The sequence below is a fragment of the Niastella sp. sgz303648 genome (genome assembly GCF_059587045.1).
In genome coordinates this window covers 107,746-134,044 of sequence record NZ_JCAPSW010000015.1, presented here as the reverse complement: position 1 = coordinate 134,044, position 26,299 = coordinate 107,746, and the positions used below count along the sequence as shown (strand labels likewise).

General features: G+C 43.9%; 24 protein-coding genes. 7 read left to right on the top strand and 17 right to left on the bottom strand.

What is annotated here, in order from left to right; genetic code table 11:
* Positions 1–151 precede the first annotated feature (151 nt).
* Positions 152–1,729 carry a beta-N-acetylhexosaminidase gene (locus tag AC59IL_RS31060; RefSeq protein ID WP_496556143.1) on the bottom strand — a complete coding sequence of 526 codons (1,578 nt, stop codon included), beginning with the start codon at positions 1,727–1,729 and terminating at the stop codon, positions 152–154.
* 174 nt (positions 1,730–1,903) lie between these two features.
* A complete protein-coding gene (locus AC59IL_RS31055; protein ID WP_496556142.1) occupies positions 1,904–3,802 on the bottom strand; it encodes a CocE/NonD family hydrolase in 1,899 nt (632 codons plus the stop codon).
* Between the two features lie 226 nt (positions 3,803–4,028).
* On the opposite strand from AC59IL_RS31055, the gene AC59IL_RS31050 reads away from it, so the two are divergent.
* Together AC59IL_RS31050 and AC59IL_RS31045 are read left to right on the top strand one after the other, a co-directional pair.
* Positions 4,029–5,057 (top strand): glycosylasparaginase, encoded by a 1,029-nt coding sequence (locus tag AC59IL_RS31050; RefSeq protein ID WP_496556141.1) that lies wholly within the window; start codon positions 4,029–4,031, stop codon positions 5,055–5,057.
* A 93-nt stretch (positions 5,058–5,150) separates the two neighbouring features.
* Positions 5,151–5,876, top strand: a complete 726-nt coding sequence (locus AC59IL_RS31045; protein WP_496556140.1) for a copper homeostasis protein CutC — start codon at positions 5,151–5,153, stop codon at positions 5,874–5,876.
* 626 nt (positions 5,877–6,502) lie between these two features.
* On the opposite strand, the gene AC59IL_RS31040 is transcribed toward AC59IL_RS31045, so the two are convergent.
* Together AC59IL_RS31040 and AC59IL_RS31035 are read right to left on the bottom strand one after the other, a co-directional pair.
* Positions 6,503–6,787 carry a hypothetical protein gene (locus tag AC59IL_RS31040; protein WP_496556139.1) on the bottom strand — a complete coding sequence of 95 codons (285 nt, stop codon included), beginning with the start codon at positions 6,785–6,787 and terminating at the stop codon, positions 6,503–6,505.
* Between the two features lie 110 nt (positions 6,788–6,897).
* Positions 6,898–8,715: a M61 family metallopeptidase gene (locus tag AC59IL_RS31035; RefSeq protein WP_496556138.1), complete on the bottom strand. Its 1,818-nt coding sequence runs from the start codon at positions 8,713–8,715 to the stop codon at positions 6,898–6,900.
* A 216-nt stretch (positions 8,716–8,931) separates the two neighbouring features.
* Here AC59IL_RS31035 and AC59IL_RS31030 point away from each other — a divergent pair, with 216 nt between their 5' ends.
* Complete coding sequence (locus tag AC59IL_RS31030) at positions 8,932–9,408, top strand: nucleoside deaminase (RefSeq protein ID WP_496556137.1); 477 nt, start codon at positions 8,932–8,934, stop codon at positions 9,406–9,408.
* Positions 9,409–9,477: 69 nt separating this feature from the next.
* On the opposite strand, the gene AC59IL_RS31025 is transcribed toward AC59IL_RS31030, so the two are convergent.
* Complete coding sequence (locus AC59IL_RS31025) at positions 9,478–9,837, bottom strand: hypothetical protein (protein ID WP_496556136.1); 360 nt, start codon at positions 9,835–9,837, stop codon at positions 9,478–9,480.
* 83 nt (positions 9,838–9,920) lie between these two features.
* Positions 9,921–10,490 (bottom strand): RNA polymerase sigma factor, encoded by a 570-nt coding sequence (locus AC59IL_RS31020; protein WP_496556135.1) that lies wholly within the window; start codon positions 10,488–10,490, stop codon positions 9,921–9,923.
* 331 nt (positions 10,491–10,821) lie between these two features.
* Here AC59IL_RS31020 and AC59IL_RS31015 point away from each other — a divergent pair, with 331 nt between their 5' ends.
* Both AC59IL_RS31015 and AC59IL_RS31010 read left to right on the top strand, forming a co-directional pair.
* Complete coding sequence (locus tag AC59IL_RS31015; protein ID WP_496556134.1) at positions 10,822–11,595, top strand: C40 family peptidase; 774 nt, start codon at positions 10,822–10,824, stop codon at positions 11,593–11,595.
* A 175-nt stretch (positions 11,596–11,770) separates the two neighbouring features.
* Entirely contained in the window at positions 11,771–12,181 is a 411-nt protein-coding gene (locus AC59IL_RS31010) for a hypothetical protein (protein WP_496556133.1), read from the top strand.
* A gap of 79 nt (positions 12,182–12,260) precedes the next feature.
* Here AC59IL_RS31010 and AC59IL_RS31005 read toward each other — a convergent pair whose 3' ends face one another.
* The 6 genes from AC59IL_RS31005 to AC59IL_RS30980 all read right to left on the bottom strand — a co-directional run bounded on the left by AC59IL_RS31005 (position 12,261) and on the right by AC59IL_RS30980 (position 16,694).
* On the bottom strand, positions 12,261–13,310 hold the full coding sequence (locus AC59IL_RS31005) for a hypothetical protein (RefSeq protein ID WP_496556132.1): 1,050 nt from the start codon (positions 13,308–13,310) through the stop codon (positions 12,261–12,263).
* Between the two features lie 139 nt (positions 13,311–13,449).
* Complete coding sequence (locus AC59IL_RS31000) at positions 13,450–13,899, bottom strand: sulfite exporter TauE/SafE family protein (protein WP_496556195.1); 450 nt, start codon at positions 13,897–13,899, stop codon at positions 13,450–13,452.
* A 45-nt stretch (positions 13,900–13,944) separates the two neighbouring features.
* Positions 13,945–14,487, bottom strand: coding sequence for an inorganic diphosphatase (locus tag AC59IL_RS30995; RefSeq protein WP_496556131.1), 543 nt, complete (start codon positions 14,485–14,487; stop codon positions 13,945–13,947).
* 116 nt (positions 14,488–14,603) lie between these two features.
* Positions 14,604–14,981: a fluoride efflux transporter CrcB gene (gene crcB, locus AC59IL_RS30990; protein ID WP_496556130.1), complete on the bottom strand. Its 378-nt coding sequence runs from the start codon at positions 14,979–14,981 to the stop codon at positions 14,604–14,606.
* Between the two features lie 2 nt (positions 14,982–14,983).
* Positions 14,984–15,466 (bottom strand): hypothetical protein, encoded by a 483-nt coding sequence (locus AC59IL_RS30985; protein WP_496556129.1) that lies wholly within the window; start codon positions 15,464–15,466, stop codon positions 14,984–14,986.
* A 208-nt stretch (positions 15,467–15,674) separates the two neighbouring features.
* Positions 15,675–16,694: a PhoH family protein gene (locus AC59IL_RS30980; RefSeq protein ID WP_496556128.1), complete on the bottom strand. Its 1,020-nt coding sequence runs from the start codon at positions 16,692–16,694 to the stop codon at positions 15,675–15,677.
* A 309-nt stretch (positions 16,695–17,003) separates the two neighbouring features.
* On the opposite strand from AC59IL_RS30980, the gene AC59IL_RS30975 reads away from it, so the two are divergent.
* On the top strand, positions 17,004–17,408 hold the full coding sequence (locus AC59IL_RS30975; protein WP_496556127.1) for a septal ring lytic transglycosylase RlpA family protein: 405 nt from the start codon (positions 17,004–17,006) through the stop codon (positions 17,406–17,408).
* Between the two features lie 195 nt (positions 17,409–17,603).
* On the opposite strand, the gene AC59IL_RS30970 is transcribed toward AC59IL_RS30975, so the two are convergent.
* From AC59IL_RS30970 to AC59IL_RS30950, 5 genes are all read right to left on the bottom strand, one after another.
* A complete protein-coding gene (locus AC59IL_RS30970) occupies positions 17,604–18,602 on the bottom strand; it encodes a hypothetical protein (protein WP_496556126.1) in 999 nt (332 codons plus the stop codon).
* A 205-nt stretch (positions 18,603–18,807) separates the two neighbouring features.
* The gene (gene bla, locus AC59IL_RS30965) at positions 18,808–19,551 is read right to left on the bottom strand and encodes a BlaB/IND/MUS family subclass B1 metallo-beta-lactamase (protein WP_496556125.1); all 744 of its coding nucleotides are present in this window, start codon (positions 19,549–19,551) and stop codon (positions 18,808–18,810) included.
* Between the two features lie 189 nt (positions 19,552–19,740).
* Positions 19,741–20,718, bottom strand: a complete 978-nt coding sequence (locus AC59IL_RS30960) for a hypothetical protein (RefSeq protein WP_496556124.1) — start codon at positions 20,716–20,718, stop codon at positions 19,741–19,743.
* Between the two features lie 588 nt (positions 20,719–21,306).
* Complete coding sequence (locus AC59IL_RS30955) at positions 21,307–21,810, bottom strand: YdeI/OmpD-associated family protein (protein WP_496556123.1); 504 nt, start codon at positions 21,808–21,810, stop codon at positions 21,307–21,309.
* Between the two features lie 228 nt (positions 21,811–22,038).
* Positions 22,039–24,636, bottom strand: a complete 2,598-nt coding sequence (locus AC59IL_RS30950) for a rhamnogalacturonan lyase family protein (RefSeq protein ID WP_496556122.1) — start codon at positions 24,634–24,636, stop codon at positions 22,039–22,041.
* Positions 24,637–25,006: 370 nt separating this feature from the next.
* Between AC59IL_RS30950 and AC59IL_RS30945 the strand changes: the two genes are divergently transcribed.
* Entirely contained in the window at positions 25,007–26,290 is a 1,284-nt protein-coding gene (locus AC59IL_RS30945) for an alkaline phosphatase family protein (protein WP_496556121.1), read from the top strand.
* Positions 26,291–26,299: the final 9 nt, after the last annotated feature.

Here is a 26,299-nt window from a genome sequence, read left to right as displayed (position 1 = left end):
AGTTTTAAGTAATAAGTAGGCAGTAGGCAGTGGGCAATAGGCAGTAGATAGTGGCAAAAGACGATTAAGGGGATCTTAAAACAAAAAGTCCGGAAGCAGCTTTTAACTTCTTCCGGACTTTTCTTACTTATTACTTATAACTTATTCTGTATTACTCAAACATCTTATTATAATTCGCTCCCCACAGATCGTAGCGCTTAACCTGTGTTTGCAGGCGGGTTTCGAAGCTGGTCCAGTCGCGTTTGGCTTTCGGGCTCCATAAAGCTTCGCTCAGGGCGCTTATACGCGGGAAGATCATGTATTCAACTTTTTGGGTATTGCCCATGTATTCGCTCCATACGTTGCCCTGCGCGCCTAAAACATGATTGGCCTCTGTTTCACCTAATTCTTTGGGAACAGGTTCGTAGCTGTAGGTTTGTTTTACCGATGTATAACCGCCGATGGTAACAGAATCTTCTTTTTGGGATTGTGAATGATCGAAGTAAACATAATTGCCCGGCGTCATAATCACATCGTGATTTTGTTTGGCAGCATCAATGCCACCCTGTTCACCGCGCCAGCTCATAACAACGGCATTGGGGGCCAGTCCGCCTTCGAGAATTTCATCCCAGCCTATTAATATTTTACCTTTCCCGTTGATATATTTTTCCATGCGCTGTACAAAATAGCTTTGCAGCTCATGTTCATCTTTCAGGTGGTTATCGGCCATTCTTTTCTGACATTTGGGACATTTTTTCCAGCTTTCTTTCGGGCATTCATCACCGCCGATATGAACATATTTCGAAGGGAATAAAGGAATCACTTCATCCAGTACATTTTGCAGGAAGGTGAAAACCGAATCGTTCCCTGCGCAGAATACATCATTGAACACGCCCCATGTTTCCTGTACTTTATAAGGGCCTCCGGTGCAGCCGAGATACGGATAGGCGGTGAGTGCGGCAGACGAGTGCCCGGGCATTTCAATTTCAGGAATAATAGTGATATAGCGTTTGGCTGCGTAAGCCACAATTTCCTTTACTTCTTTTTGTGTGTAGAAGCCGCCATAATGAATGCTGTCGTTACCGGTACCGGGATAGCGGCCTATGATGGTACCGTTGCGCCAGGCGCCTTTTGTGGTAAGGCTGGGATATTTCTTTATTTCAATACGCCAGCCCTGGTCTTCTGTTAAATGCCAGTGAAAGTAATTCATTTTGTGCAGGGCGATGTAATCGATATACCGTTTTACAAAGCTTGCAGGAAAGAAATGGCGTCCTACATCGAGGTGCAAACCTCTGTATTGAAAGCGGGGAAAATCTTTGATGGTAACATAGGGAATGGATAATGACTTTGATTTTTCAACAGGCAATAATTGCAGCAAAGTTTGTACGCCGTAAAAATCACCTGTTTCATTGTCGCCGGCAATATACACGCCTTTTGCGTTTACTTCCATATTGTAAGCGCCGGGTATCGGATAATCCATCCGTTCATAGTTCAAATGAATGCCCCTTTCGGCACTTGCTTTTTTCTTAATGGGCAATTTGAATCCGTACAATTGTTGCAGGTATTCATTCAGAAAATTCGCTGAATTGTCGAGCCCCGAACCTTCGAGAATGATCGGCGTTTTGGCTGTAATAACAAACGTGCCTGCTGTTGCCGGCATTTGTAATTCGGCCGGTTGGGGAATGATGTTTACCTGCGAAAAACTGCATGTAGCTGAGAAAATAGAGGCAATAAACCAAACTTTTTTCATAATGTGTTGAATGTTAAAACCATTCGGTACTAAATAGTGTCCTTTCCGGTTTTTTTGTAATGAAGGTAAGTTGATTAGTTGAAAAGTTGATAAGTTAAATAGTTGAAAAGTTAACTGGTTATGGCCTTGTAAACCTGTTAACTTTTCAACTTGTCAACTCGTTAACTGCTAAACTTATTTCAGCACCGGCAACACGATATTACTGCTATTCGCAGCATCGTGATAGATACGAATAGTCGCCTTCTGAAAATCACTGTCATCACAGTGATAGATATCTGTAAATTTCTGCGGGTTGCGGTCTACCAGCGGAAACCAGGTGCTTTGTATCTGCACCATAATGCGATGTCCCTTTTGAAAAGTATGCGCTACATCGGGCAGTTCAAATTTTACCCGTTCGGTTTTATTGGGTTTAAATGCTTCAGGTGCTGAAAAACTGTTTCGGAAACGGCCTCTCATCACTTCGCCGCGCACCAGCATCTGGTAACCGCTCATGGGGTGGGGGCCGCCGGCATCGCGCGACTGATTGTTCTCTATACCCGGATAGCTAAAATCATCGGGAAATACATCAATTACTTTCACAATAAAATCAGCGTCTGTTGTAGTAATGCTGGTCAATAAATCGGCTACTACCGTACCGGTCACTGTAACATCGTTATTCAACACATCGGTTTGAAACGTTAACACATCGGCGCGACGGCCGGCAAAGCGCTGATCATCGGTCATATAATCGCGCGTGCGGGTAAAGTGCACATCTTCGGCATAAGGCACCGGATGGGCCGGATCGCTTACATATTCACTGAAATTGTTTTTGGCCGAAGGCTTTTCCCAGGCCAGTTTGCCATTGGGCTGCAGGTACAACAACTCATCCTTTTTTTCGGCAGGTGGCCATTGGGCAAATTGTTTCCATTCATTGGCGCCGCTGATGAATACGTTGGCTTCGGCCAGTTTCGATATATCGCCTTTTCCTTTCAGGTAATAATTAAAGAATGGAATTTCGATATTGTTCTGGTACCAGGTGCTGGTGTTGGAACCAAAGCGTACGTTACCCATACGTGTTCCGTCTGCAGATGCCCACTGGCCATGATACCAGGGACCCATCACCAGCCGATTGGTATTTTTTGCTTTTTGTTCAATGGCTTCGTAAGTTCTCCAGGCGCCAAAGCAATCTTCGGCATCGAATAAGCCGCCTACTACAAGCGTTGCAGTGGTAGCAGGAACATTATTTACAAAGTTGCGAACGCTACGCGCTTTCCACCATTCGTCGTAATTGGGATGAGCGTACAGATCGTTCCAGAATTGCATGCTGTCGTGTGTAAGGGCCATAAAGTTTTTTAACGAACCGATGCGCAGATAATAATCATAATTATCCTTGCTGGTCATTTTAACCATAGGTCTGTACCTGTCTTTATTGGGAACAGGACGTGGCGTACCAAAACCGCCGGCATAAAAAGCCCAGGCATCCATCAGAAAAAAAGCGCCGTTGTGATGAAAGTCGTCGCCTGCGAACCAGTCGGTAACCGGCGCCTGTGGACTTACAGCCTTTAATGCCGGATGCCCGCTAAGCGCGGCCATGGTTGAATAGAAGCCGGGGTACGAGATGCCCATTACGCCTACATTGCCATTATTGTTTTGAATATTTTTTATCAGCCAGTCGATGGTGTCGTAGGTGTCGCTGGCTTCATCGATATCCTGATTTGTTTTTTTGTTGGCAATAAAAGGGCGTACGTCTACAAATGTTCCTTCACTCATCACGCGACCGCGTACATCCTGATATACAACAATATAACCTTCGCGAGCATAATAGCGGAAATACCGCTGCCAGAAGCCGGGATTAAAACTGTTTTCTCCATACGGGTAACATGAATACGGTGTACGTACTAATAAAACAGGATGCTTTTCTGTAACATCTTTAGGTATGTACGCTGCGGTGAAAAGCTTTACACCATCACGCATGGGTATTAATGATTCCTTCTTATAATAGTTATCCCTGAACCAGGCTGAATCCTGCTCGTATTGCGCATTTGCAAAACTGATTAGCAAAAGCGTAAAAGGTAAAAGAAAAATTTTTTTCATTTGATCCCCTTAATTTTAGGTGTTTTTTAAAAGTAAGTTATTGGTGAATAAGTTGATAAAATTGGTTGATTAATAAGTTGAAAAGTTGATGAGTGGTTGGCTTTTAGTTGAAATGTTAACATGTTAAAAAGTTAACAAGTAATACCCTAACCTCATTGCTCTTATTAACTTGTCAACTTGTTAACTGATTAACTTTACTCAATAAATAAATCTGAAATCAAAAGATATGTCATCGCGTAGGAAATTTCTGCAGGCATCACTGTTCAGTTCACTGGGACTACTAACCGGAAAAAAATTATTGGCCGAATCAGGTAGTTATGATGCACCTGTTAAGGGAGATCCTCTTGTTATTTCAACATGGGATTTTGGTGCAGCAGCCAATACCGAAGCATGGACGATACTTGGCAAAGGTGGCAGGGCATTGGATGCTGTTGAGGCAGGTGTAAAAATACCGGAAGCCGACCCCAATAATCAGTCGGTTGGCTATGGCGGATTACCCGATCGCGACGGACGTGTTACGCTCGATGCCTGTATTATGGACGAGCATTACAATTGTGGATCGGTGATGTGTTTGGAATATATTAAACATCCGATAGCTGTTGCGCGGCTGGTGATGGAAAAAACACCGCATGTGGTATTGGTGGGTGATGGGGCTTTGCAGTTTGCATTGGCCAACGGATTTCAAAAAGAAAATCTGTTAACTCCTGAAAGTGAAAAGGCCTGGAAGGAATGGTTAAAAACATCGAAATACGAACCGGTAATTAATATCGAGAATAAATTATATAAACCGCAGGCAGGCGGCGCCATGCCCGGCGGACCATCGAATCACGATACCATTGGTATGATTGCCATGGATGCCACCGGCAATTTCAGCGGCGCCTGTACTACCAGCGGCATGGCTTTTAAAATGCATGGCCGTGTAGGGGATTCGCCCATTATCGGCGCCGGTTTATATGTTGATAATGAAGTAGGCGCTGCCACCTCAACCGGTGTGGGTGAAGAAGTGATACGTATTGTTGGTTCGCACCTTGTGGTTGAATTAATGCGGCAGGGGCTGGCTCCCGAAGCGGCCTGTAAAAAAGCCGTAGAACGCATCATCAGTCGCAATCCTGCCAAAGCCAAAACACTGCAGGTTGGATTTATTGCAGTGAATAAAAAAGGACAGTATGGCGGGTACGCCTTACAGAAAGGATTTTCATTTGCAGTAAAATCGGCGAAAGAAGAGAAGCTGGTGCCGGCGAAAAGCATCTGGTGAATGGTGAATGGTCAATGGTGAATGGGCAAGCCGCGACTATTGCCAACTGTCAATTGCCAACTTGCATTTCGGCAACTCAAAAACAAAAACAACATGTCTGTAGTCTTAGAGGTTTGTGCCTTCAATATTCAATCTTCCATTATAGCGCAAAAGGCGGGGGCTGCACGGGTTGAGTTATGCGATAATCCGGTTGAGGGAGGAACAACGCCTTCGTATGGAACTATCAGGGAAACCCGTGAAAAGATATCTATTGCTTTGTATCCGATTATACGTCCGCGTGGAGGCAATTTTTTATACGACGACGAAGAGTTTGCTATCATAAAACAGGATATTCTTTTATGCAAACAGCTTGGGTGTGATGGTATTTCAACCGGGTTGCAAAAGCAAGATGGAGAAATAGATACCGACAAATTAAAACGCATCGTTGAATGGGCTTATCCCATGGGCGTTACCTGTCACCGTGTTTTTGATGCTACGCCCGATGCGTTTCAGGCCCTGGAAGAAATCATAGCGAGTGGATGTGAACGTATACTTACCAGCGGACAAAAAAGCGCTGCGCCTGAAGGAGCGGCCTTACTGGCAAAACTGGTACAGCAGGCCGACGGCCGTATTATCATCATGCCCGGCGCCGGTGTTCGGTCTTCGAATATTGGTAATCTGATAAAAGAAACGGGCGCTGTGGAATTTCATACTTCAGCAAGAATTATCGCCCCCGATCAATTGACATTTCACAACCCTGCCATTTCCGATGCGGGGCATTTATATCTTGCAAATGAAGAGGAGTTGAGGAAGATATTGGGTGTTATGGGTGGGTTTTAGTGTACAAGGGAACTTGTAGTGAATGTATGGAATCTTTTTGCTTCTGCTACGGAACTTTTTTACTCCAACCAGGGAACTAACAGGTAACGTAGGGGATGTTTTTGCTTCTGCGAGGGAACTTCCTGGTCAAACATGGGAAGTTTTTTGGTTCAACCAGGGAACTAACAGCTCATGTATGGGAAGTAGTTGCTAAAACAAGGGAACTTTTTGCTTCAACATGGTAACTAATACCGTTTGCAAGGCTGCAAAGGGGGGGGTTCGCTTGAGGACATACAAAGTTCCCTTGCAGGCGGTATCTTTTCCCTACAAACGAAAAAAGTTCGCTTGCAGAGCCAATTAGTTCGCTTGCGGACATAAAAAGTTTCCTTGCAGACGGTATCATTTCCCTGCAAATGAAAAAAGTTCACTTGGGGACATAAGATGATTTTTTGCAGACGAGACGTGGTGATTTGGGGGTAGGGCTAAAGTGGTGAAAACTTATCGTCTTTAGTCGTTTGTGTGCGTTGTACATGTATAAAGGAAGAAATCATATCCAAAGAATGGTAGGGGCACTTCTAATGTTTCAGAGGTTTGGGCTATGGTAATTTTTATCACGGAATGCTGCTAAAAGGGTATTTATAAAAAACCTAAGGCTGGGATTTAAAGCCGATCGACAACTCGGCTTCCCGGCTATCATACCCCTTGTTTGATCCGGGAAATATGCTGCCCCAGGCATTAATATTAATGTTTTGTGTAAGCGCTATTCCGCACTTGCCGGCCAAACCTGCCGAGCCAAACTGCACGCCCATCTGCCCTTCACCGGCATGACTATAGGTTGGAGTGTTCATCGTTGGAGATACATAGCTATACCTGGGTGCCTTACACGAAGCGATTAAATAACACGAACAAACGAAACAGAAGGTTTTCTTCATATGTAGGCTTTTTACATATGAAAGATATAGAATAAGTCCGAAAGTCAGTAAAGTCTGCAAGTCCGAAAGAAAGACCCCATTATCAGCAACTTTCTTTCGGACTTCCCGACTTATTTAACTTTCGTGCCCAGCCATGCATTACGAAACTCAAGCATGTCGTTGGTTGTGGTCATGCCTTCCTGTTCATAGGTAGTAAGCATAAAGGCGGGGTTTTCGCCTAATGTAACGGTGGCAGTTTTTACATCAGTACGATGTTTATACTGAATGTTCACTACATCACCGGTTTTGTGACGGCTGAGTATTTCAGCAATATCGGCTGGTCTGGCCACCAGTTTACCGTCCAGTTGCAGCATTGCATCCTGGTAATCCAAACCGGCATTGTATAGAGGAGTACCAATAACTGTATTGGAGTTGATGGTTGTATTACCTTCTTCAAATTGCACGGGCCCTAACCAGGCTTTACCAGGCTGTTGTATTTTAAGTTGCAGACCGGCCCTTTCGAGCAATGGTTTGTAATTAAACGATTCGTGACCGGTGATATAGCGGGTAAAAAAATCTGCTGCAAATGTTTTATCGCCGGTGACCTGCGCCAGCACTTCTTCGAGCCCCGGAATGGTATATGCGATCTCTGTTTTTCCAAACCGTTTCCATAATGCAGTCATGTAATCATCAAGCGTCAGCCTGAAACGGGTGCGCAGCGTAAGGTCAAGCGCCAGTGCTATAGCGCCACCATAGGGATAATAGGAGCTGAACATGTTGGGATAATTGGTTCGGTCTACCGATACCCCGGCATCAACAAAAACAGCGTGGCGGCTCATTTCTGCAGGTGAGAATCGTTTGGCGCCGGCCGAATTTTCTTTCGTATTGATCAGATTGGTTAATGAAATCAGTAATTGTTCCTTTGGTTTTAAACCGGCCCTTGTTAATAACAATTCGCCATAGTATTGTGTAAATCCTTCGGCACACCACAGTTCGTTGCTCATGTTGCTTTTTTCGAAGTTGAATGGCTCCAGTGTTTTGGGGCGAATGCGTTCTACATTCCAGCAATGGAAAAATTCGTGCGAAAAAACACCCAGTAACTGATTGTTGCCGTTAAATTCAACAGGTATGCTAATCATGGTTGAATTGCGATGCTCCATGCCATCGCCATCAACATAAGGATTGATGCTGGCAATAAAAGTATAAGTGCCGTAATCATATGCGGGCACTTCGCCATATACGGCCTGTGCTTCTTCGGTAATGCGTTTCACTTTGGCGGCAAATGCAGCTGCTGTTGAATCGCTGGTAGTTGCTTCCAGCGCAAGGCGAAATGTATAGTTGTTGCCATTGGCGTTTTTGATGCTCCATTCTTTCCAAACAAGATTACCGATTTTGGTAGGGCAATCCATAAAGTACTGCAAACCCGGTGCTGTAAATTGATAAGGGTTACCAGTGGGTTTTAACTGCGTGGCTATCGTAAATTTTTTATCGGCAGTTATATTAAATGTAACATCGATGGGCGCTTTATCAAAACCTTTGATCCACATAAAAGTGGCCGGCATATTCAGGTGAATGCTGCTTTCGTCGATACCCGAATAAGTACCGTCGGCATAATCGGCATATAAGGTATAATCGATACGAACATACCCGTTTTGTTTAGGCACTTCGTATACATCGCCATCGATGCGGTTAACCGTTACAGGATTACCTGCCTGATCAAATGCTTTTACATCATACACATTTTTACCAAATTCATGGGTGGCATAGCGGCCGGGAGAAGAGCGGCTCATACGAAACGTGGCTTTGCCCGGCGGAATGGCCGAAGCCGTTAATGTAATAAGGGCTTCGTGGTGAATAATGTTGGGAAATGAAACTACGTAACTGATCTTTTGGGCATAGGTATCTGTTAACCACAGTACGGTCATGAACAGGAGAAGTCGTTTTATCATAATTATGTTTATTACCGGATACAAGATACAAGTTTAAGGTATAAAGTTTAAGCTATAAAGTATAAGGTGTCGTTGAGTTTTAGAAAAGCTGATTTTTGGGAACACCCTAATATTCTAATCCGGTATAAGGATACTTATAGTTTTAAAACCGCGGCAACTACCTTAAACCTTGAACCTTAAACTTTATACCTTAAATTTGATAACAAAACAGTTCCTATGGGCGAGCGTGAACAACACTTTATGCAAATGGCCGTTGACCTGGCAAGGCAGGGCATGAACAATGGAGTAGGGGGGCCTTTTGGTTGTGTGATCGTTAAAGGCGATACCGTTGTAGGCAAAGGATGTAATAGTGTGGCCACTCAAAACGACCCCACGGCCCATGCCGAAGTAGTGGCTATTCGCGATGCCTGTAAAAATCTGCAGAGTTTTCAGTTAACCGACTGTGAAATATATACCTCCTGCGAGCCCTGTCCCATGTGTATGGGCGCTATTTACTGGGCCCGTCCTAAGAAGGTTTATTTTGGTGCTACCCGGCACGATGCCGCCGCCGCCGGTTTCGATGATTCGCTGATATACCGGGAACTGACCTGTGACATGCACGAAAGGATTATTGAAATGGTGAATTTAGGCCGTGAAAAAGTAGTGAAGGTGTTTGAGGAATGGATTGAGAAGCCCGATAAAATCGCGTATTAAATATTGAATAATGAATGTTGAATTATGAATTTCGAAGTTCAACATTGGTCATTCGATATTCAATATTACTTACTGTCCTATTCTGCTAATAACCATATATGCCACTATTATTATTACAAGAATAAACACAATGGCGGTGTATACCCAGAAAGAATTGCCGATCTTTCTTTTTTCGCGGCGATCTTTTTTTTGCCTGATGTAATGGTGTAATTCTTTATTCAGCTGATCAACATATCCATCGAGTTTTTTATTGCCCGACAGTTGTTGCAAACCTTCCATCGCCTCATTTTCAAATTCATTGTCGACCATCCATTTTTCGACCTCATGCTTTTCCTGTTCCGACAGTTTACCGCTCAGGTAATCCATCAGCTTCTGGTTATCAATGTCTTTATTGCTGTTTGATAATATGTTCAGTAAGTCATTGTTCATGTTGCATGCTGAATAAGGTCAATGGTGAATGCCCGCCCGGATGACCCGGTCGGACGGGGTCAATAGTGAATTAGTTAATATCGTTAAAGATTTAGTTTTCGCTCTAATAGTATCTTCAGATTTCGTTTGCCGTTTTGAATATAGCTTTTTACCTGCATAAGGCTAAATCCGGTGCGTTCGGCAATTTCGTTATACGACCGCTTTTCAAGATAAAACAAAGTTACGCACTGTTTTTGTTCTTTGTTCAGTTCGTTGAGGCAATCATTCATCATTTCCAGTTGGCGGTTTTTTTCAACATGTAACTGAATATTATTGTCATCTTCGGGGGTAATGGCCATTTCATCCCTGATTTCGGCCGGTGTACGGGCCTGTTTATCGCGCAGTTTCATCAGGCAATGGTTTTTGGCCACCATGTATAACCACGATTTAAAATATTCAACCCGGTATTTGTGCAGTTCGGTAATGGCTTTCAAAAACACCTGTTGTACGCAATCTTTGGCCTCTTCCTCGTTTTTCAGGTATTTCATGCAAACTCCCAGCAGTAACAGGGTATAACGTTGCAGTAAAACACCCAGCCAGTAGTTATCGCGGCTGGTGTAAAAGGAATTGAGCAATTGCTGATCGCTGATATGTGAATTAGGGTCTGTTTTCACTATGCGAAAATTAGCTATTTTCTTTTCATAAGATGCATAATTGTCAAATTTTCACAAAACTATCAATGTAATTTTTACAGGTGTTTTGTTTATCGCGCATGCCCTAAACGTAAAATTGTTATTGGTATTTTGTGCCGAAATTTTTTTGGCTTCTTTTGTTTTAAAAATGCAAGCCGTGCCGTGGTTTCTCCGGCGACGAAAATGAACCGTTGCAGGGCAATCGGCAATTGCGGGTTGCTGCCATTGTCAATTGCCTGTTGCTCATTGCCAATTGTATTTTGTATTCTGGCTTTTCCTCCCTTCATTTGCTGTGAAAATTATAACCGATATTATGGAATATGCAGTTTGCAGGGTGCCGGTTGCTCCATTACGGGCCGAACCGACGCATAAAAGTGAAATGGTGAGCCAGTTATTGCTGGCAGAGGCCGCGCAGGTACTTGAAGAAACAAAAGAATTTATAAAACTGCAATGTATTTATGACGGTTATGAAGGCTGGTGTCTTCGCAGTCAGCTGGTGTTAACCCCTGAATGGACAAACAGTGATAAAGCGCAGCTGTTTACAACCGACTGGGTGAGCCCGGTTACCATTAATGAAGTAATGGCCCATGTGCCAATGGGTACGCCGCTGATCAATGAGGCAAATGCAAAGCGGTTGTCAGATGTATTACGGATCGATTACCGGCTGATCAAACCCTGGAATGCTGCCAATGCCACTTCGGCGCCGGAATCTATTAAAGACAAAGCCACCCGTTTTTTAAATACGCCGTATCTGTGGGGTGGCCGGTCGGTTTTTGGCGTTGATTGCAGCGGATTTACCCAAATGGTTTTTCGCTTTTTTAATATTCCCTTATTGCGCGATGCATTTTTGCAGGCCACACAGGGCGAAGCGGTTGGGTTTTTACAGGAAGCCCGTTGCGGCGACCTGGCTTTTTTCGATAACGCTGAAGGCCGTATTAACCATGTTGGCATATTGTTGAACGATCATGAAATTATTCATTCTTCGGGTCAGGTTCGTATTGATAAAATTGATAATGCCGGTATTTTGAATACCGATACGGGTTTACGAACAAATCAGTTACGGATAATTAAAAGATATTTTGAATAAAGGCACAAGAAACAAGGCACAAGACTCAGGGTATAAGGTATAAGGGGACAAGGTTCAAGATACAGGAAAAGAAAGCAGTAAGGCACAAGGCTAATGGGTAAAAGGCTGATCTATTAATTTCGATTGGACATGCAACGGTATGATGACGGTACTGGTCAATCGTAAAAGTTAGTTCATGAAAAATACCCTTTTTCTTTTTCTGATCGTTGCAACGATTTCAGGTTGTTCAAAATCAAAAGATGGTGCCCCCGAAAACAATTCGATTATTGGTGCATGGAAGCTTGAAATGACACGGGGCGACCCCGGTGATGGAAGCGGTAAATGGTTAACTTATACCGGCTCCCCTGTAACCCTTCAATTTTATCCGGATGGTACGTTTACAGATAGCCGCAATAACAACTTCGACCGGTATCAGATAGATGGCGATATGATAACGCTTTCGAACGGTACCAATTCCAACATCTATAAATTATCTGTTCAGGAACTAAATGCTGACAAGCTGGCTTATTATTTTGCCAGCGGCTTCTGGTGCGGCGGACCCAATGGCGAACAATTTGTAAGAATAAAATCTATAGCTATAGATTGATAGGTAGCGATTATTGAGATAAGAGCTCCTTACAGCAGTAAAATAAATAGTTTCTGCAGTAAGGAGTTCTTTATGTTGGTTACCACCATACCCTGGGTTTTTCACCGGCAGGTAATGGAGCGCTTACTGAATCGACGGGCAAATAAAATGTTATCTCCTTTTCTTTTATAGGTTTTATTATAGCGATCATGTCGTTGTAAAGCGGGCATTGGTTGTTCAGGATAGCGTTGTACAGAACGTTTTTTAAAGAACTGGTATCACCCGGATAACAGGGCATGAAAGGCTTTCTATTGAAGATTTTTTTAAGTATTTCAGCACTTTTTTCATTCTTATAACTTGCTATGGCGTTCAAATAACATTCAGCATTATTCCTTTTAATAAAATCATCACTGCACATAGATTTGTAAAATCGCCTTGAATAATTGTAAAGAAGATTGCTGTAAAAGTTGTCGGGATAATTTGTCATTAAACTAAAACATTCGCAGGTAAACTCATATGAGTTTGCTTTCAAAACCTCATGTAAGAAAGGTGTATCAGTTGCTTTACGGTAGCCTGCCAGCTTAAGCAGGGCGAGTCCCCTGATGTCCATATTGATATCCCGCTCAGCCATTTTTTTTACTATTTCATAATCTGCTTCGGTCAGGTTTGTTTTGTCAAGTGCCCTGTAAGCCGATTTCAGGTAAATATGGTGCTGCAATATTTTACGAATGGTTTTTTGTTTAGCCGCTTCATTGTCCCATGCGTAACGGATAATTAAATAATCGCTAACATATATTGATTCGAAACTGGTGCATTGAAAATACCAGCTTACGCGGCCGGTATCGTCGAGGTGATTCATGAGCAGATTGTAGTGATCGATACTTTTACGGTTGGTTGCAATAGATAAAGCTACCGAGCGCAAAAGCGGATGTTCGCTCCGGGTTAGTTTTAACAGGTCTTTATCTGTTATATGCGCTTCTATTGAATCTTTCGAAGCATATGTTTTATCGCCAATAAATCCTTCGTTTACAATTTCAAAAAGCCAGGGGCGCAGGTTAGTGGGAAAGTTTGCAAGCGCATAGGGATATTTTTCTTCCTGTTTGCAGGAGGCAATAGCAAGCAGTACCGGTATAATAAGCAGCCATTTCATATAGGTAATGAAAATCAACGGTACTAATGGGATGCAGGGACAAAGGAATTTACCACGAAAAACACTTTTATTTTTTTGCAGTGGCTGGTAATAACCCTATGTCGGGAGGAAAAAGAAAAAATGGAAAAGAAGTGGATATTTATTTATCCAGCAGCAACATTTTTCCCGCTACCAGCAGTAACACCACAGCGAATATTTTTTTTACGGTTTCCTGCGAAATTGAAAGGGAGAATTTGCTTCCCAGCCAGCCGCCCAGTACAAATGAAGCGCACATGATGGCTACAACTTTTATATCGATATAACCCTGTTTATAATAATTGGCTACAGCCAGTATGCCAACCGGCAATAGTAACAGGCCAAGCGAGGTGCCCTGTGCCTGTAATTGCGAAAACCCCAATATGTATACGAGCGCAGGTACTATAATTATTCCTCCGCCTATGCCTACCATGCCGCTTAATGCACCGGCAGCAAGCCCTACCAGGATCAACAGTAAAACGGTTTGTATATTCATTGCTGTTTTTTTAAAAAAGACCGAAAGTCCGAAAGATGGAAAGACGGAAAGTCGGAAAGAAGTACTCCGATTGTGTATTTTTCTTTCGAACTCCCGGACTTTCCGACTTTCAGTCTTTACTGACTACTTTCTAAAATTTTCTTTATAAAGCTTCAATGCGTCTTCAATGATGATCAGTGCAGTAGATTTGTCGCCAAACTCGTTCACCTGAACAGATTTGTTTTCGAGTTTTTTATACTCTTCAAAAAAGTGACGAAGCTCATCAAAGAAGTGCTTTGGTATTTCTTCAATGTTATTATAGTGATTTACGCTGGGATCATTGGCGGCTACGGCAATGATCTTATCATCGGCATCGCCGCTGTCGATCATTTGCATAACGCCGATCACTTTTGCCTGCATCAGGCACATTGCCTGTACCGGCTGCGAAGTGATAACCAGTATATCCAGCGGGTCTTTATCATCGCCATAAGTTTGTGGAATAAAACCATAGTTACAGGGATAATAGAAAGAAGAATAAATAATGCGGTCGAGTTTTAATAAACCACTTTCTTTATCAATTTCGTATTTGGCCCTTGACCCCTGCGGAATTTCAATTACTGCATTTACAATCCGTGGAGATTGATCACCTGGAGGCACCCCATGCCAGGGATGGGAAACGGTTATCATATTGTGTTTTTAGTTTAAACAAAAGTAAGTGGTAAGTTCTAAGTTTTAAGTATTAAGTTCAGGTTACCGGTTACCAGTTCCCGGTAACCGGTAAATGGCATCCGGTTACTTTTTATTCACGATTTCAGCAAGAAAATACCAAGCCACGTAGCCAATATGCTGAGAATAACACTCGCCGCAGTGTACCATAAAAAGTACATCAGATCGCCGGTTCTGAGCAACGTAACGTTTTCAAGGGTAAAGGTCGAAAAGGTGGTAAAGCCGCCGCAGAACCCTGTAGTGAGCAAAATGCGCCATTCAGGGGTGAGCAGATGACCTTTTTCGGCAAGCGCATAAAACAACCCGATCAAAAAACAACCGGTTACATTTACTGTAAGCGTTCCGAATGGAAAAGGGTGGGGATGCCATGTATAAATATATTTCTGGCACAAAAAGCGGGCTATGCTGCCCACGCCGCCTCCCAAACCTACCAGTAAAATGTTTTTCCAGAACATTCCTACATTTTGATAACCGATTTAAAATCTACCAGCCAGTTTCCGTTACGGCGAACAATTCGTAACGTGGTGGTATCGGCCGGATTTGAAGTATGATAGTATTTATATAGAATGGTAGAATCGTTTTCGCCCGTAATGGCAACGGGTCTGATGGTGGCATTTTTGTAACTGCTTTTTTCTTTGCTGCTCAGATTCTTGTAGTCGGCCTGTAGTTTCTGAAACAGTAACATGTTGGTTGAATCTTTTAATAAATAAAAAGCGGCTTTATCATAATCTCCATCCAGTGAGGCTCTTATAAACTGGCGGCCCGCATCCTGCGCATCCTCGGCTTTTTTATAGCTGCCGTCGCCTCCCTCGCCCGAATTACACGAAAAGCTGAACGCTAAAAGCACAAAAAAGCTAAACGCTAAAGAAAAGCTAAACGCTGAACGCTTAAAGCTGAACGCTCCATTCGCGTTAAGCGTTTTGCATTTTGCGTTTTGCATTCTGCATTTTGCGTTTTGCGTTCTGCGTTCTGCGTTCTGCGTAATGATTAATTTCTTCATAATCAACAAAAATAAAGCAAACGAAGATATGATGTGCGGGGCAACAATACAAGTTAACCATAACGCATTGGGGGCCTTGCATGAAAAAAGCCCCATATACCAGCTGATATACGGGGCTAATCGGTTTTTCAACCTTTTTATCCGACAGTTATTTTCTTTCTTCTGATTTATTGCGTTCTTTCCAGGGTTGTTGTACCGGCTCATTTTCCTTCTCCTTTTCCCTGTCGCGATCATACGCCTTGATAATGGCTTTTACGAGGCGGTGACGCACTACGTCTTCTTCATCGAGTTCGATATGTGCAATACCATCGATGTTCCGCAGTATGCGTGAGGCTTTTTCCAAACCGCTGCGTTGATTTTTCGGCAGGTCAATCTGCGTTATATCACCGGTAATGATGGCCTTGGCATTTGAGCCGATACGGGTGAGGAACATCTTTATCTGCAAATCGGTAGCGTTTTGTGCCTCATCGAGAATGATAAACGCATTATCGAGCGTACGGCCGCGCATATAAGCCAGCGGTGCAATTTCAATAACGCGGGTGCTCATGTAATAGCCGAGCTTATCGGCAGGTATCATGTCATCCAGCGCATCATACAACGGACGCAGATAGGGATCGATCTTTTCTTTCAGATCGCCGGGTAAAAAACCAAGGCTTTCGCCTGCTTCTACCGCAGGACGGGTAAGAATGATCTTTTTTACCATTTTGTTCTTTAACGCCCGCACAGCCAATGCCACGGCTGTATAGGTTTTACCGGTACCGGCAGGACCAATGGCAAATACGATGTCGTTTTTTTCAGCCACCTGTACCAGCCGTTTTTGGTTGACGGTTCTGGCGCGTACGGTTTTGCCGTTGGGACCAAATACAAGTATGTCGTTTGGATTGCGATCGATAAAATGATCAACCGTTTCGGCATCATCGCCCCCTAAGATCTGTTCAAAGTAATTTTCGCTCATATGGCCGTTGCGCTCAAGGTATTGAACGATCAGTTCAATTTTTTCCCTGGCACTTTCGACCTGTTCAGGAGAGCCGCTCAGTTTGACCTGGGTGCCCCGCGAGAGAATTTTTAACAGGGGGAATTTCTTTTTCAAAATATCCAGTTTTCCATTGTTTACACCGAAAAACTCAATAGGGTTTACGGTTTCCAGGTTAATGATTGTTTCTGTCAATGCGCATCAATTTAGGTTTCACAAATACAGGATACGTTTCCTGATCATCTGATTTCATCTATTCCAAATATAATTATTTGAAACTGCATTTTAGTAAAGTTACTTATTCACAACATGTGGAAAATAGAAAAAGTTGTGGTGTTTTCGTTAATTCTCTTTTCAGAATTGTTTGATTGTTCGATGATTTTGTTCAAAAATCCGGTTCTCCGAAAAATAGTCAGGGGCTTTGCAGATCAACAGGCAACAATCAAACAATCCGGCAATTCAGCAATGAAACATAATTGTATATTTGTTGCTCACTGATATTCTATGACTTACTCATTTTTTTCGCAAAACAGCTTACTAACATCATCGCCCGTACGTAGTTTATTATTAATCATCAGTTGCTGCTTTCTGCTGTGTTCCTGCTCGCGCAAGATCACTGAAACCGGTAAGGCTTCGTTTTATGCCGACAAGTTCGAAGGCCGCAAAACCGCCAGCGGAGAGGTTTTCAAACAGGGGCATTTAACGGCGGCCCATCGCACCCTGCCATTCGGCACAAAAGTAAAAGTGGTGAACCTGGCCAATGGCCGTTCGGTTAAAGTAACTATTAACGACCGCGGTCCGTTCGTGACCGGGCGACTGATCGATGTGTCGAAAAAAGCCGCCCGCAAACTCGGTATAGTCGATTCGGGCGTTGCTTCGGTTGAAATCAGGTATAAGAAGCGGAAGTAATACTGTTGCCGGTTACCGGATGCCGGTTGCAGGTTACAAGTTTCAGGTTGCAGGTGAACTGGCAGCATACTCTGGTTAACCTGTAAACTTTTTAACCTGTTAACTTGTAAACTTATCAACTCGTCAACTCATCAACTCATTTCTGCCGATTATATCCCTTCTCATTAAAAGGCTGTAATTGAGTTATGTACAAGTTTAGTGGTTTTTGAGCCATTGTGTCCAGTCTGCGGCTACTTTGTTCCAGTTGAATACTTTGTAATTAACCGAACCGTCTGGCTGCACGGGAAAATAATTATGCTCCGTTCCTATATAGGTTTTAAACGTAAAGTTGTTTTTATGTTGCCGTATCATTTCTATTCGCAGGTAATCGCAATAGGGGCTGGTCCAGTCTTTGGTTCCATAGCAAACCAATACAGGAATTTTTAGTTTTGATAACCACGCATAAGGCGGTTCAGAAAATGAATACGTTGTTTTGTTGGGGTCTCCATTCGATGCATCGATATTCATTGGGTCATCTGCAATCCGTTTCCAGTCGGTAATTACCTGTTCGCCATACCGGGTTGAATCGGTATCTGTTTCCTGATCGCGGTTTTGTTTTACAATAGAAGTAATTCGCCCCAGCGGGTTGCCGCCCGAATAAATGAGGTGCGTTACCCGGCTGCATTTATAAGCCAGTTTGGCTACAATAGTGCTGCCCTCCGAATGTCCGGCCAGCACCAGCTGTTGTTTACTGATAAAGTGTTTATGTTGCAGAAATTTTATCACAGCTATATTTCTGTTTACGTAGTAGTCGAGATAATTTCTGGCATAATAAGCGGTCGGTGTTTTTCCGGTGCTGTCGATATATGCCAATTCCTTTCCCAGCTTTTTTTCTTCACCCATTACCGGAATAAAGGGTTTGCTAACGATGGCTAAATGAAATGTATTGATCAAACTATCGGGATTAAACGGAAATACGCCATATATTCCTTTATCGTTCCAAACGATCAGCGGGTGGGGTACGCTTCCCTGGCAAAACAGTAATAAGGGTTTGGGTTTTTCTTCTTCGCCTTTTTTTGATTTGACCAGCATTTGTACGGTATCACCATTAAACAGCATTTGAAAAAACCTGAAACCAAAATCTTCAGGTTTTTTGTTTTGTGCAAACAGGCTGGCAGATGCTATTAGTAAAATAAAGATAAGTAAAGGCTTCATGCCGGGTAGTAAGGGTAAGTTATAAAATAGTAATTGGTGAGCAGTAAGCAGCGCATATGAAGTAGGAAGTATGAAGTAAGAAGTATGAAGAACCCGATGCCCGATTGCTGATTTTGCGATTTTGGGATTTCGGGATTTCAATTATAGCTGGCCTGTTTTCTAAATCTCAAAATCTCTAAATCCATAAATCAGAAATTGTTTCTTCCTACTTCTGACTTCGGTTTTTGTTTTCTTCAATCAGCTTCAGTGTATGCTCCAGACTGGTATTGCCGGCCCAGCTCATATGACCCGGTATAATAAAGGCAGGTTTGCCAAATTGCTTCATCATGTTTTTGATGCTTTCGGGCCATTGCGCTACGTTGGCGTCTGACAAATTACCAAGGTCTTTGGCTTCGGTGCTTTTTACGGCGCATCCGCCATAGAGTATTTTTTCTTTATTGAACCAGATAACAATATTGTCTTTGCTATGTGCTTCGCCCGGATAATATGCCTGAAAAGAGTGATTGCCTATGGTGAACGTAGTATCTTTTGAAAAAGTGAATTCAGCCTGCTTTTCGTTTTTCTCTGCACATAGCCTGCGGGTATAATCCGACGACCAGGTTTTGATGCCTTTTTGTTTGTAGTATTCAAGTCCGGCTGTGCGATCGGCATGGAAATGGGTGCTGATGCAAAACACGGCTTTTTTGTGGTGGCGCACTTCAATGCTGTCGAGCAGCGGCTGAAACTGCGCAGTGTCCCAGGGCGTATCGATCAATACAACGCCTTTACCGGTTACTACATACATACTGTTCGATGGAAAGGGTGTTCCATTAAAATCGTGATAAGTAGTATACACGTAAAAGTCGCCTGTAAGATGCGTGATGGCGAGTTTGGTATTGCTTTGTTGTGCAGTAGCAGTAAGCGTACAAATGGTAAGTACAGTGATGAACAGGAGAACGGGCGTTTTCATAAAATTTTTAATGGTTGGTGATATCTCCTGCTAAAGATAAGGATCATGAGGGTATACCGGATATGTGTAACATAAAAAAAGCGTCCCGGCAATTCGGGACGCTTTTTTTAATATGATAGTAAGCAGTTGGTAGGCCAACACCTCCTATAATCATTTCAGGCTTAAAACGTTCAGGTAATGATCTGAAGGTTATTTGCTTCTTTTTATTTCAACTATTTTTACCGGTAAGCCGTTTTTGTCGTAGCTGTATTCTGTGTAATGCTCCAGAATATTCGGTTCGCTCACATCTTTTGAACTAATTCTTACAAGCTGAAAATTCTCATTGTAAAAATATTCATTCAACGGTGTACCGGTCATATAAGGCAGGGTAGCGGTTTTAGGTCTTGAGTTGCTATAATAGTTCCACATGGGAAATATAAATGGCACTTTTTTCTGTTGACGGGTATCCACTTCCCAGTTGTCTTTATCGAACTCTAATACTCTGCCGGGCGAATTGATCTTTTGCAGATTAGCGCCGGCATATGTAAATGTCCATACATCTTTTTCCTGACCATTGCCGTAAGGAATAACTTCAACAGAGCTGATCTGGCCCGAACCGTTGAAATTATACACCAGGTCAAATTCTTTTTGGGCCTGTACGCCTGAAGGGCTTACACGGCTAAAGAATTTTTCGATCTTAACAGTGCTTGTTTTGTGTTTGGTGATAAAAGCGCTGTTGGGCACAAACGGTAAGCCGGGGTGTGATGACAGGTAAAAGTTAATACCGGCGTAATAATTTGTTGTGCTGAAATCGAAAAAGTCATCGGGTCCGGCTGCAATCGCTTTTGGGTTAATGGGTGAAGAACCAGACTCTTTGCTATACACTTTTTTACCTGAAGCACCTGCATCGGTGATGGTTTTGCCATCAGACGATACCGTTAACACCAGTTTCGAAGCATCGGGTTCAAAGTGTACGAGCTCACTGCCGCCATTGCCTACAGTGAATGGTAAAAACTTTGCTTTACTCGGGAAATAAACAAACACTGCGGGGTTGGTTTGACCGCTTGCACAAACTAAGAGGCTGTCCTGTTGGTCTTGTGTTTTCCAAACTCCTTCAACCTGATTTTGAGCAAAGGCGCAAAAAGTGCTGATTAAAAGAAGTGTGGTTAGGGAACACTTACTTATCATAGAACGGTTTTTAAATTAATTGAAAAAAATAATTGAAACTACCATATTGTTTTTTGTTCGCTTTAGCCTTATTCCAGATGAACTTGAATGCTTCACGGTTGCATTTATTCCTCTTTTTATATTATTGCATTAAAGTATATAATTATTTATTCTTTTGTTTACCGACGACGATTGTAGCAGTGGAAGCTGATGAGCTTTGTAATGAGCCGAATTTTCAGGAAAGAATTTAAATACATGGAGATTAGCGCCAACAGGATAAACAAACAGGTTGACTGTTGTTGATTTGGTTTTCCATATGGATGCAAAACTGTTTTGCATTTGTGCCTTTAACCAATGTATTGTCCTTAACCAATTAAAAGCATGTAGATTTTTAATCATCATAGGGTATTAGTACTATTAGAATCCGAACCGGCAAATTAGTAAATTAACTAATTTAAAACTGGTAAAAACGATTTTTATTGTAAAAAGATTCTACTATAATTAGTAGATAACATGCCGGGGTTGCCGGAATGTTACTTATTTCGGCGTAAAGATATAACGCAGAATTTAGATCGGCAGTATACAAGTTTTGAAATATGTTTATGGATTTCAGGAAGAACGACCTGCGCGCAGCATCTGTCCGTAATCCCATCCTTTGCCCAGTGCAATCAGGGCCCTTGTAAGGCGGGCGGTTCTGGTGGGTTCGGTTTTGGCGCTATCGATCCATTTGCTGAAATACTGTTGTTGTCCTTTGGTAAGTTTTTTAAAACCAGCCATCGCTTCAGTATCGTCTTCCAAACATTCCAATAATTCTTTATTGATGGGCAGCTCGGTTTTGTCTTCCTGCAGTTGCACTTTTACCATGGCTCCTTTTCGTTTGCCTATACTTTTACGCATGGTGGCATTTACGGGCAGCATAAAACGGCCATCGCCAAATGGCATTATGGCCACTGCACTGATGGCAAAGGCATCGAGCTTTCCCTTTACCCGGTAAATTTTTTTGAAGCCTGGTTTTATTTTTTGGGCAATATCTGCAGGAATTTCAATATACGTCCAGCCGGTTGCGCTGCCCTGCTTTTCGAACTTTTGTATGATGGCTGTGAAGGAGACCATAGCAGCAATATAGCAAAAAAGCTAAATTGTAAAAGGCGAGTGGTTAGTAATAAGTGGCGAGTAGGTAATAGGCAATAGGCAATTGGCAATAAGCAATAAGCAATAAATACAATTAGCAACGGGCAACAAACAGTAGTTGCAGGTTACAGGTTACAAGTTACAAGGCCCAATGGGGTAGATCCCTGTAACCTGTAACCTGTAACCTGAAACTATACGGGCAACCGGTAACTACAGCTTTACTATTTTCAGCGACTGTAATCTTTGGTCTTTTTCAATTTGTATGGTATAGATTCCGCGTAATAATTTTTGTCCTGCACGAACTTTATTTTGCCCGCTTCCTTTTTCAACAATGCGGCCCAACTGATCATAAATGGTATACCTGAAATCGCCGGTTGCGTTTATTGTAAACATATCGGTCGATGGGTTGGGTATAACAGCAATCGTATTCGCTTCGTTAATGCCTGTTGTTGTTACGAAGCGTGCGGTAGTAGTGGTGCAAGTGGCTGCTGTTACATTTCCCTGTATAGCTATATTATCAATATTGGCTAAGCCGGTACTGCCGGTTGCTTCGAGCCTTATATCAGATGCTCCGGCCGGTAAGGCAACCGTAGCCGATGCGGTGGTCCAGGTTGTCCAGTTGGCGGTGGCCGGAAAACTGACAGATGAAAGAACCGTACTGCCGTTCACCAATACCCTGCCGGGACGGTCGGCGCCTCCGCCGTTTGAAAAGCGCCAGGTTATGGCGTAGTTGCCCGCCGCAGCAGCAGATACGCGCCACGCAACACCACTGTTTGCCGCATTGTTGGTATTGGCGAATCCGGTTCCGGTAAAGCCTGCATTGTTATTATCAACCGTTCCGTCAACACTGCAAAAGCCGGTGGTGTTTTCTTCAATGGTAACAGATGAAGGGCTGGCGCCCCCAACGAGATAGATATTAGGAACCGGCGGGGCCGCCATATCGCCTCCCAAATAAAAACCGGGATGCGGCGGTTGATTGTATGCTGAATTTTGCCAGGCAATGGCCAGCCGGTATTGCGGATCGTGCATTAAAGTATATATCCTGTTGGTAGCGGTGATGGTGGTGGTGTATATGCGCAGCGCTGTATTGTCTGAAGTTCTGAAGATGACTTCTTCGCGCCAGTCGCCCAGCAGGTCGGCCGATAAACAGGGTGTTGCCTTGGTGCTGTTGTTCGATGCGCAACCCGATGCGCTTAATAAAGTACTTGCCGAACTGCTGCTGTAGTCCCATTTGCTGATGGTGATGCCATCGAGCAGTTCGCGTTGCAGGTCGGCATCCCACCAAACGGCAAAGTTCATCGAAGGCTTGGTAGTGCTAATGGTGGTACCGGTGCAGGAATACAGGTTGCCGCGGGCCGCCCACATTTCGTATCCTTTATAACGTGGATCGATGTCTGCTGCGAGGGCGCGACCTACGTCGGCGGATGCTTCAGCTACGGTAAAAATGCGGGCGCCTGTGGCTGCATCAACGAGGGCAGCGCCTACCTGTCCGTTGCTGGCCGGCGTTTCATAGCATTGCCATATTTCGAGGCCCGGCCTGTCGGGGTTCATGTCGCTCATATGCAGGGCATCGCCATGGCCCATGCCATTGGCCCATAAACCCGAGCCATTGTCATTAATACCGCTTGATCCGTTAAAAATTTCATCGCGGCCATCGCCGTCTACATCGCCTACGGTCATCTGGTGATTTCCCTGTCCGGCATATGCGCTGTTGCCCGAGGTATTGCTGTCGAACGTCCAGCGTTGTGTAAGCGCACTCCCGCCTGCGGCGGGACGCCAGTCCCAGGCAACACGTACGAGGCGGGTGTAATACCCTCTTCCGAAAACCATGCTGGGCCGCTGGCCGTCGCAGTAAGCTACACAGGCAATAAAGCGGTCAACCCGGTTTCCATAGCTATCGCCCCAGCTGCTTACGGTACCCCGGGCAGGCAGGTAGTTGGTGGTGGCCATGGCAGCGCCTGTTTGTCCGTTGAATACGGTAAGATATTCAGGGCCGCTTAATACATAGCCGCTCGAGTTGCGGTAGTCGGCCGATGCACTGCCGATTACGGTGCCTTGTCCGTCGACAGTAGCGTCGGCGGTTTTACAGGCCACTTCGGCTTTGCCATCGCCATCGAAGTCGTACACCAGAAATTGTGTGTAGTGAGCTCCGGCGCGAATATTGCGGCCGAGGTCGATACGCCATAAGCGGGTGCCGTTCAATTCATAGGCATCGAGGTATACATTACCGGTATAACCCGATTGTGAATTGTCTTTTGAATTGGAAGGGTCCCATTTTACAACAATTTCATAAGCGCCATCGCCATCCAGGTCGCCTACGCTACAGTCGTTGGGGCTGTACGTATACGCTTCACCGGCAGGCGTTGTGCCCCCGGCAGGTACCTGCAATGGTATCTGCAGATAATTTTGCGCCCATACGCCGGCCGATTCTGAAGCATCCTGCTCTACGCCATTTATTACAGGCCGAACGGTGTAGGTGCTGGTGGTGGTAGTGTTATCAATATAATTGGTACTGGCGGTAATGGGTGAGGCGTTGAGTTTGGTTGAACCGCGGTATACATTAAATCCTATGCCCGACGGATCGGTGCCAAACAAACGCCAGCCAACATATACCTCACTTGAACTGGTGCGTACTGCCACCACGCCGCGGTTAATGCGTTCCATTTGCCGCTGGGCATTAAGGCGGTTGCTAAGCGTACATAATAAAAGGGAAAAAATAAAAAAACAACAGGTGGGTGTTGTGCGAAAAGTGTAGCGGCAATGGCATAGTATGCCCCTTACCACAGAAAAGGTTAACGGAAATTTCATATGGCTAAGTTTTGGTTATGAAATCAGGTAAATGATTTTCATTCCGGCTTGAACCGGCAATCGTTGTGCATGGCAATCGTAGTTTCAGGCGGGTAAATGCGGATAGTGAAGGAAGTTAGTTGTATCGGCCCGTAAAACTATCCTGATCTGTTCTGAAGGGGAGGGGCTCGGGAGGCTCTTCAAGGACTTGTTCCGCCTGAGCGGGAAAGCGATATGCTGTTGCCTTTTGCAACGTAAAACAGTGGCCACAGGCCACAAAATACAACTGCGGAACTGCAGTTTCCGCAGCCCTGAATTTTGAAAAATAATTGTTTAAAATACCTTAATACATTTTAGATTTGATGAATTATACTTTTGCAAACAAAAACACATGAGAATATTGCGCGATTTGGAAAAGATGGTCCTTTTTCCCGCTTTACTTGTACTTCAATGTCCCTTACTGACCATTGCCCAGGTTGATATCACCCAGCACGTAGTGCCCGGCCGCAGTAACAGCGCCGAACAGCAAAAAAAGCCTTATGTTATTTTGATCTCAGCCGATGGCTTCAGGTACGATCTGGCCGATAAATACCAGGCCAAAAACCTGCAACAGTTTCGCAGCAACGGGGTAGCGGCCAAAGCCATGATACCATCGTATCCTTCGCTTACTTTTCCGAACCATTATACCATTGTTACCGGACTATACCCGGCTCATCACGGACTGGTAGATAATACCTTTTACGATAAAAAAAGAGATGAAACCTATCGTTTAAGCAACCGCAAAGCTGTACAGGACAGCAGTTGGTATGGCGGTACGCCTTTGTGGGTGCTGGCCGAAAAGCAACAAATGGTTACGGCCAGTTTTTACTGGGTAGGTTCTGAAACGGCCATTCAGGGCGTTCGACCCACCTACTATTATAAATACAACGATTCTATTGATATAGATACACGTCTTCAGGCCGTAAAAAACTGGTTAACCCTGCCACAGGATAAGCGTCCGCATTTTATCACTTTTTATATGCCGGAGGTAGATCATGCAGAGCATATGAATGGACCCGATTCAAAAGAGGCTGAGGAAGCGGTTCATTTTGTTGATGAAAGCATTGCGAAAATGGTACGCATGACCGATTCGCTGAAGCTGCCGGTAAATTATATTTTCTTATCAGACCACGGCATGATACAGGTTGATACACTTAATACCCTGCCATTGCCTGCCGCTATCGACACCAACAAATTTAAAATACCTGATGGCGATGTGCTGGTGCATTTGTATGCCTATAATGCTGCCGACATACAACCCACCTATGCTGCTTTGAAACAACATCCATCGCCCGATTATGATGTGTACCTGGCCAGTGAAATTCCTGCACGCTGGCATTACGGCGGTACCAACGACCGGTATAACCGGGTGGGCGATATCATACTGGTACCAAAACCGCCAAAGTCGTTCAATATACGTCGCAAAAGAACCATTCCCGGCAAGCATGGGTTCGATAATGCCATACCCCAGATGCATGCTACCTTTTATGCCTGGGGACCAGTATTTAAGCAGGGTGTTCAAATTGATGCGTTTGAAAACGTGAACGTATATCCGCTGGTAGCGAGGATACTCGGTCTTACTGTAGCGGAAAAAATCGATGGAGATATAAAGGTATTGCAGCCGGTGTTGAAGTGAGGACCGAAG

Bases quoted from the DNA above. Each gene is read 5' to 3' on its own strand.
- AC59IL_RS31050 (WP_496556141.1), top strand. From the start codon at position 4,029: ATGTCATCGCGTAGGAAATTTCTGCAGGCATCACTGTTCAGTTCACTG.
- AC59IL_RS31045 (WP_496556140.1), top strand. From the start codon at position 5,151: ATGTCTGTAGTCTTAGAGGTTTGTGCCTTCAATATTCAATCTTCCATT.
- AC59IL_RS30995 (WP_496556131.1), bottom strand. From the start codon at position 14,487: ATGATAACCGTTTCCCATCCCTGGCATGGGGTGCCTCCAGGTGATCAA.
- AC59IL_RS31015 (WP_496556134.1), top strand. From the start codon at position 10,822: ATGGAATATGCAGTTTGCAGGGTGCCGGTTGCTCCATTACGGGCCGAA.
- AC59IL_RS31040 (WP_496556139.1), bottom strand. From the start codon at position 6,787: ATGAAGAAAACCTTCTGTTTCGTTTGTTCGTGTTATTTAATCGCTTCG.
- AC59IL_RS31005 (WP_496556132.1), bottom strand. From the start codon at position 13,310: ATGAAATGGCTGCTTATTATACCGGTACTGCTTGCTATTGCCTCCTGC.
- AC59IL_RS30955 (WP_496556123.1), bottom strand. From the start codon at position 21,810: ATGGTCTCCTTCACAGCCATCATACAAAAGTTCGAAAAGCAGGGCAGC.
- AC59IL_RS31035 (WP_496556138.1), bottom strand. From the start codon at position 8,715: ATGATAAAACGACTTCTCCTGTTCATGACCGTACTGTGGTTAACAGAT.
- bla (WP_496556125.1), bottom strand. From the start codon at position 19,551: ATGAAAACGCCCGTTCTCCTGTTCATCACTGTACTTACCATTTGTACG.
- AC59IL_RS31060 (WP_496556143.1), bottom strand. From the start codon at position 1,729: ATGAAAAAAGTTTGGTTTATTGCCTCTATTTTCTCAGCTACATGCAGT.
- AC59IL_RS31010 (WP_496556133.1), top strand. From the start codon at position 11,771: ATGAAAAATACCCTTTTTCTTTTTCTGATCGTTGCAACGATTTCAGGT.
- AC59IL_RS31025 (WP_496556136.1), bottom strand. From the start codon at position 9,837: ATGAACAATGACTTACTGAACATATTATCAAACAGCAATAAAGACATT.
- AC59IL_RS30960 (WP_496556124.1), bottom strand. From the start codon at position 20,718: ATGATAAGTAAGTGTTCCCTAACCACACTTCTTTTAATCAGCACTTTT.
- AC59IL_RS30970 (WP_496556126.1), bottom strand. From the start codon at position 18,602: ATGAAGCCTTTACTTATCTTTATTTTACTAATAGCATCTGCCAGCCTG.
- AC59IL_RS31055 (WP_496556142.1), bottom strand. From the start codon at position 3,802: ATGAAAAAAATTTTTCTTTTACCTTTTACGCTTTTGCTAATCAGTTTT.
- AC59IL_RS30945 (WP_496556121.1), top strand. From the start codon at position 25,007: ATGAGAATATTGCGCGATTTGGAAAAGATGGTCCTTTTTCCCGCTTTA.
- AC59IL_RS30985 (WP_496556129.1), bottom strand. From the start codon at position 15,466: ATGCAAAACGCAAAATGCAAAACGCTTAACGCGAATGGAGCGTTCAGC.
- AC59IL_RS31030 (WP_496556137.1), top strand. From the start codon at position 8,932: ATGGGCGAGCGTGAACAACACTTTATGCAAATGGCCGTTGACCTGGCA.
- AC59IL_RS30975 (WP_496556127.1), top strand. From the start codon at position 17,004: ATGACTTACTCATTTTTTTCGCAAAACAGCTTACTAACATCATCGCCC.
- crcB (WP_496556130.1), bottom strand. From the start codon at position 14,981: ATGTTCTGGAAAAACATTTTACTGGTAGGTTTGGGAGGCGGCGTGGGC.
- AC59IL_RS30950 (WP_496556122.1), bottom strand. From the start codon at position 24,636: ATGAAATTTCCGTTAACCTTTTCTGTGGTAAGGGGCATACTATGCCAT.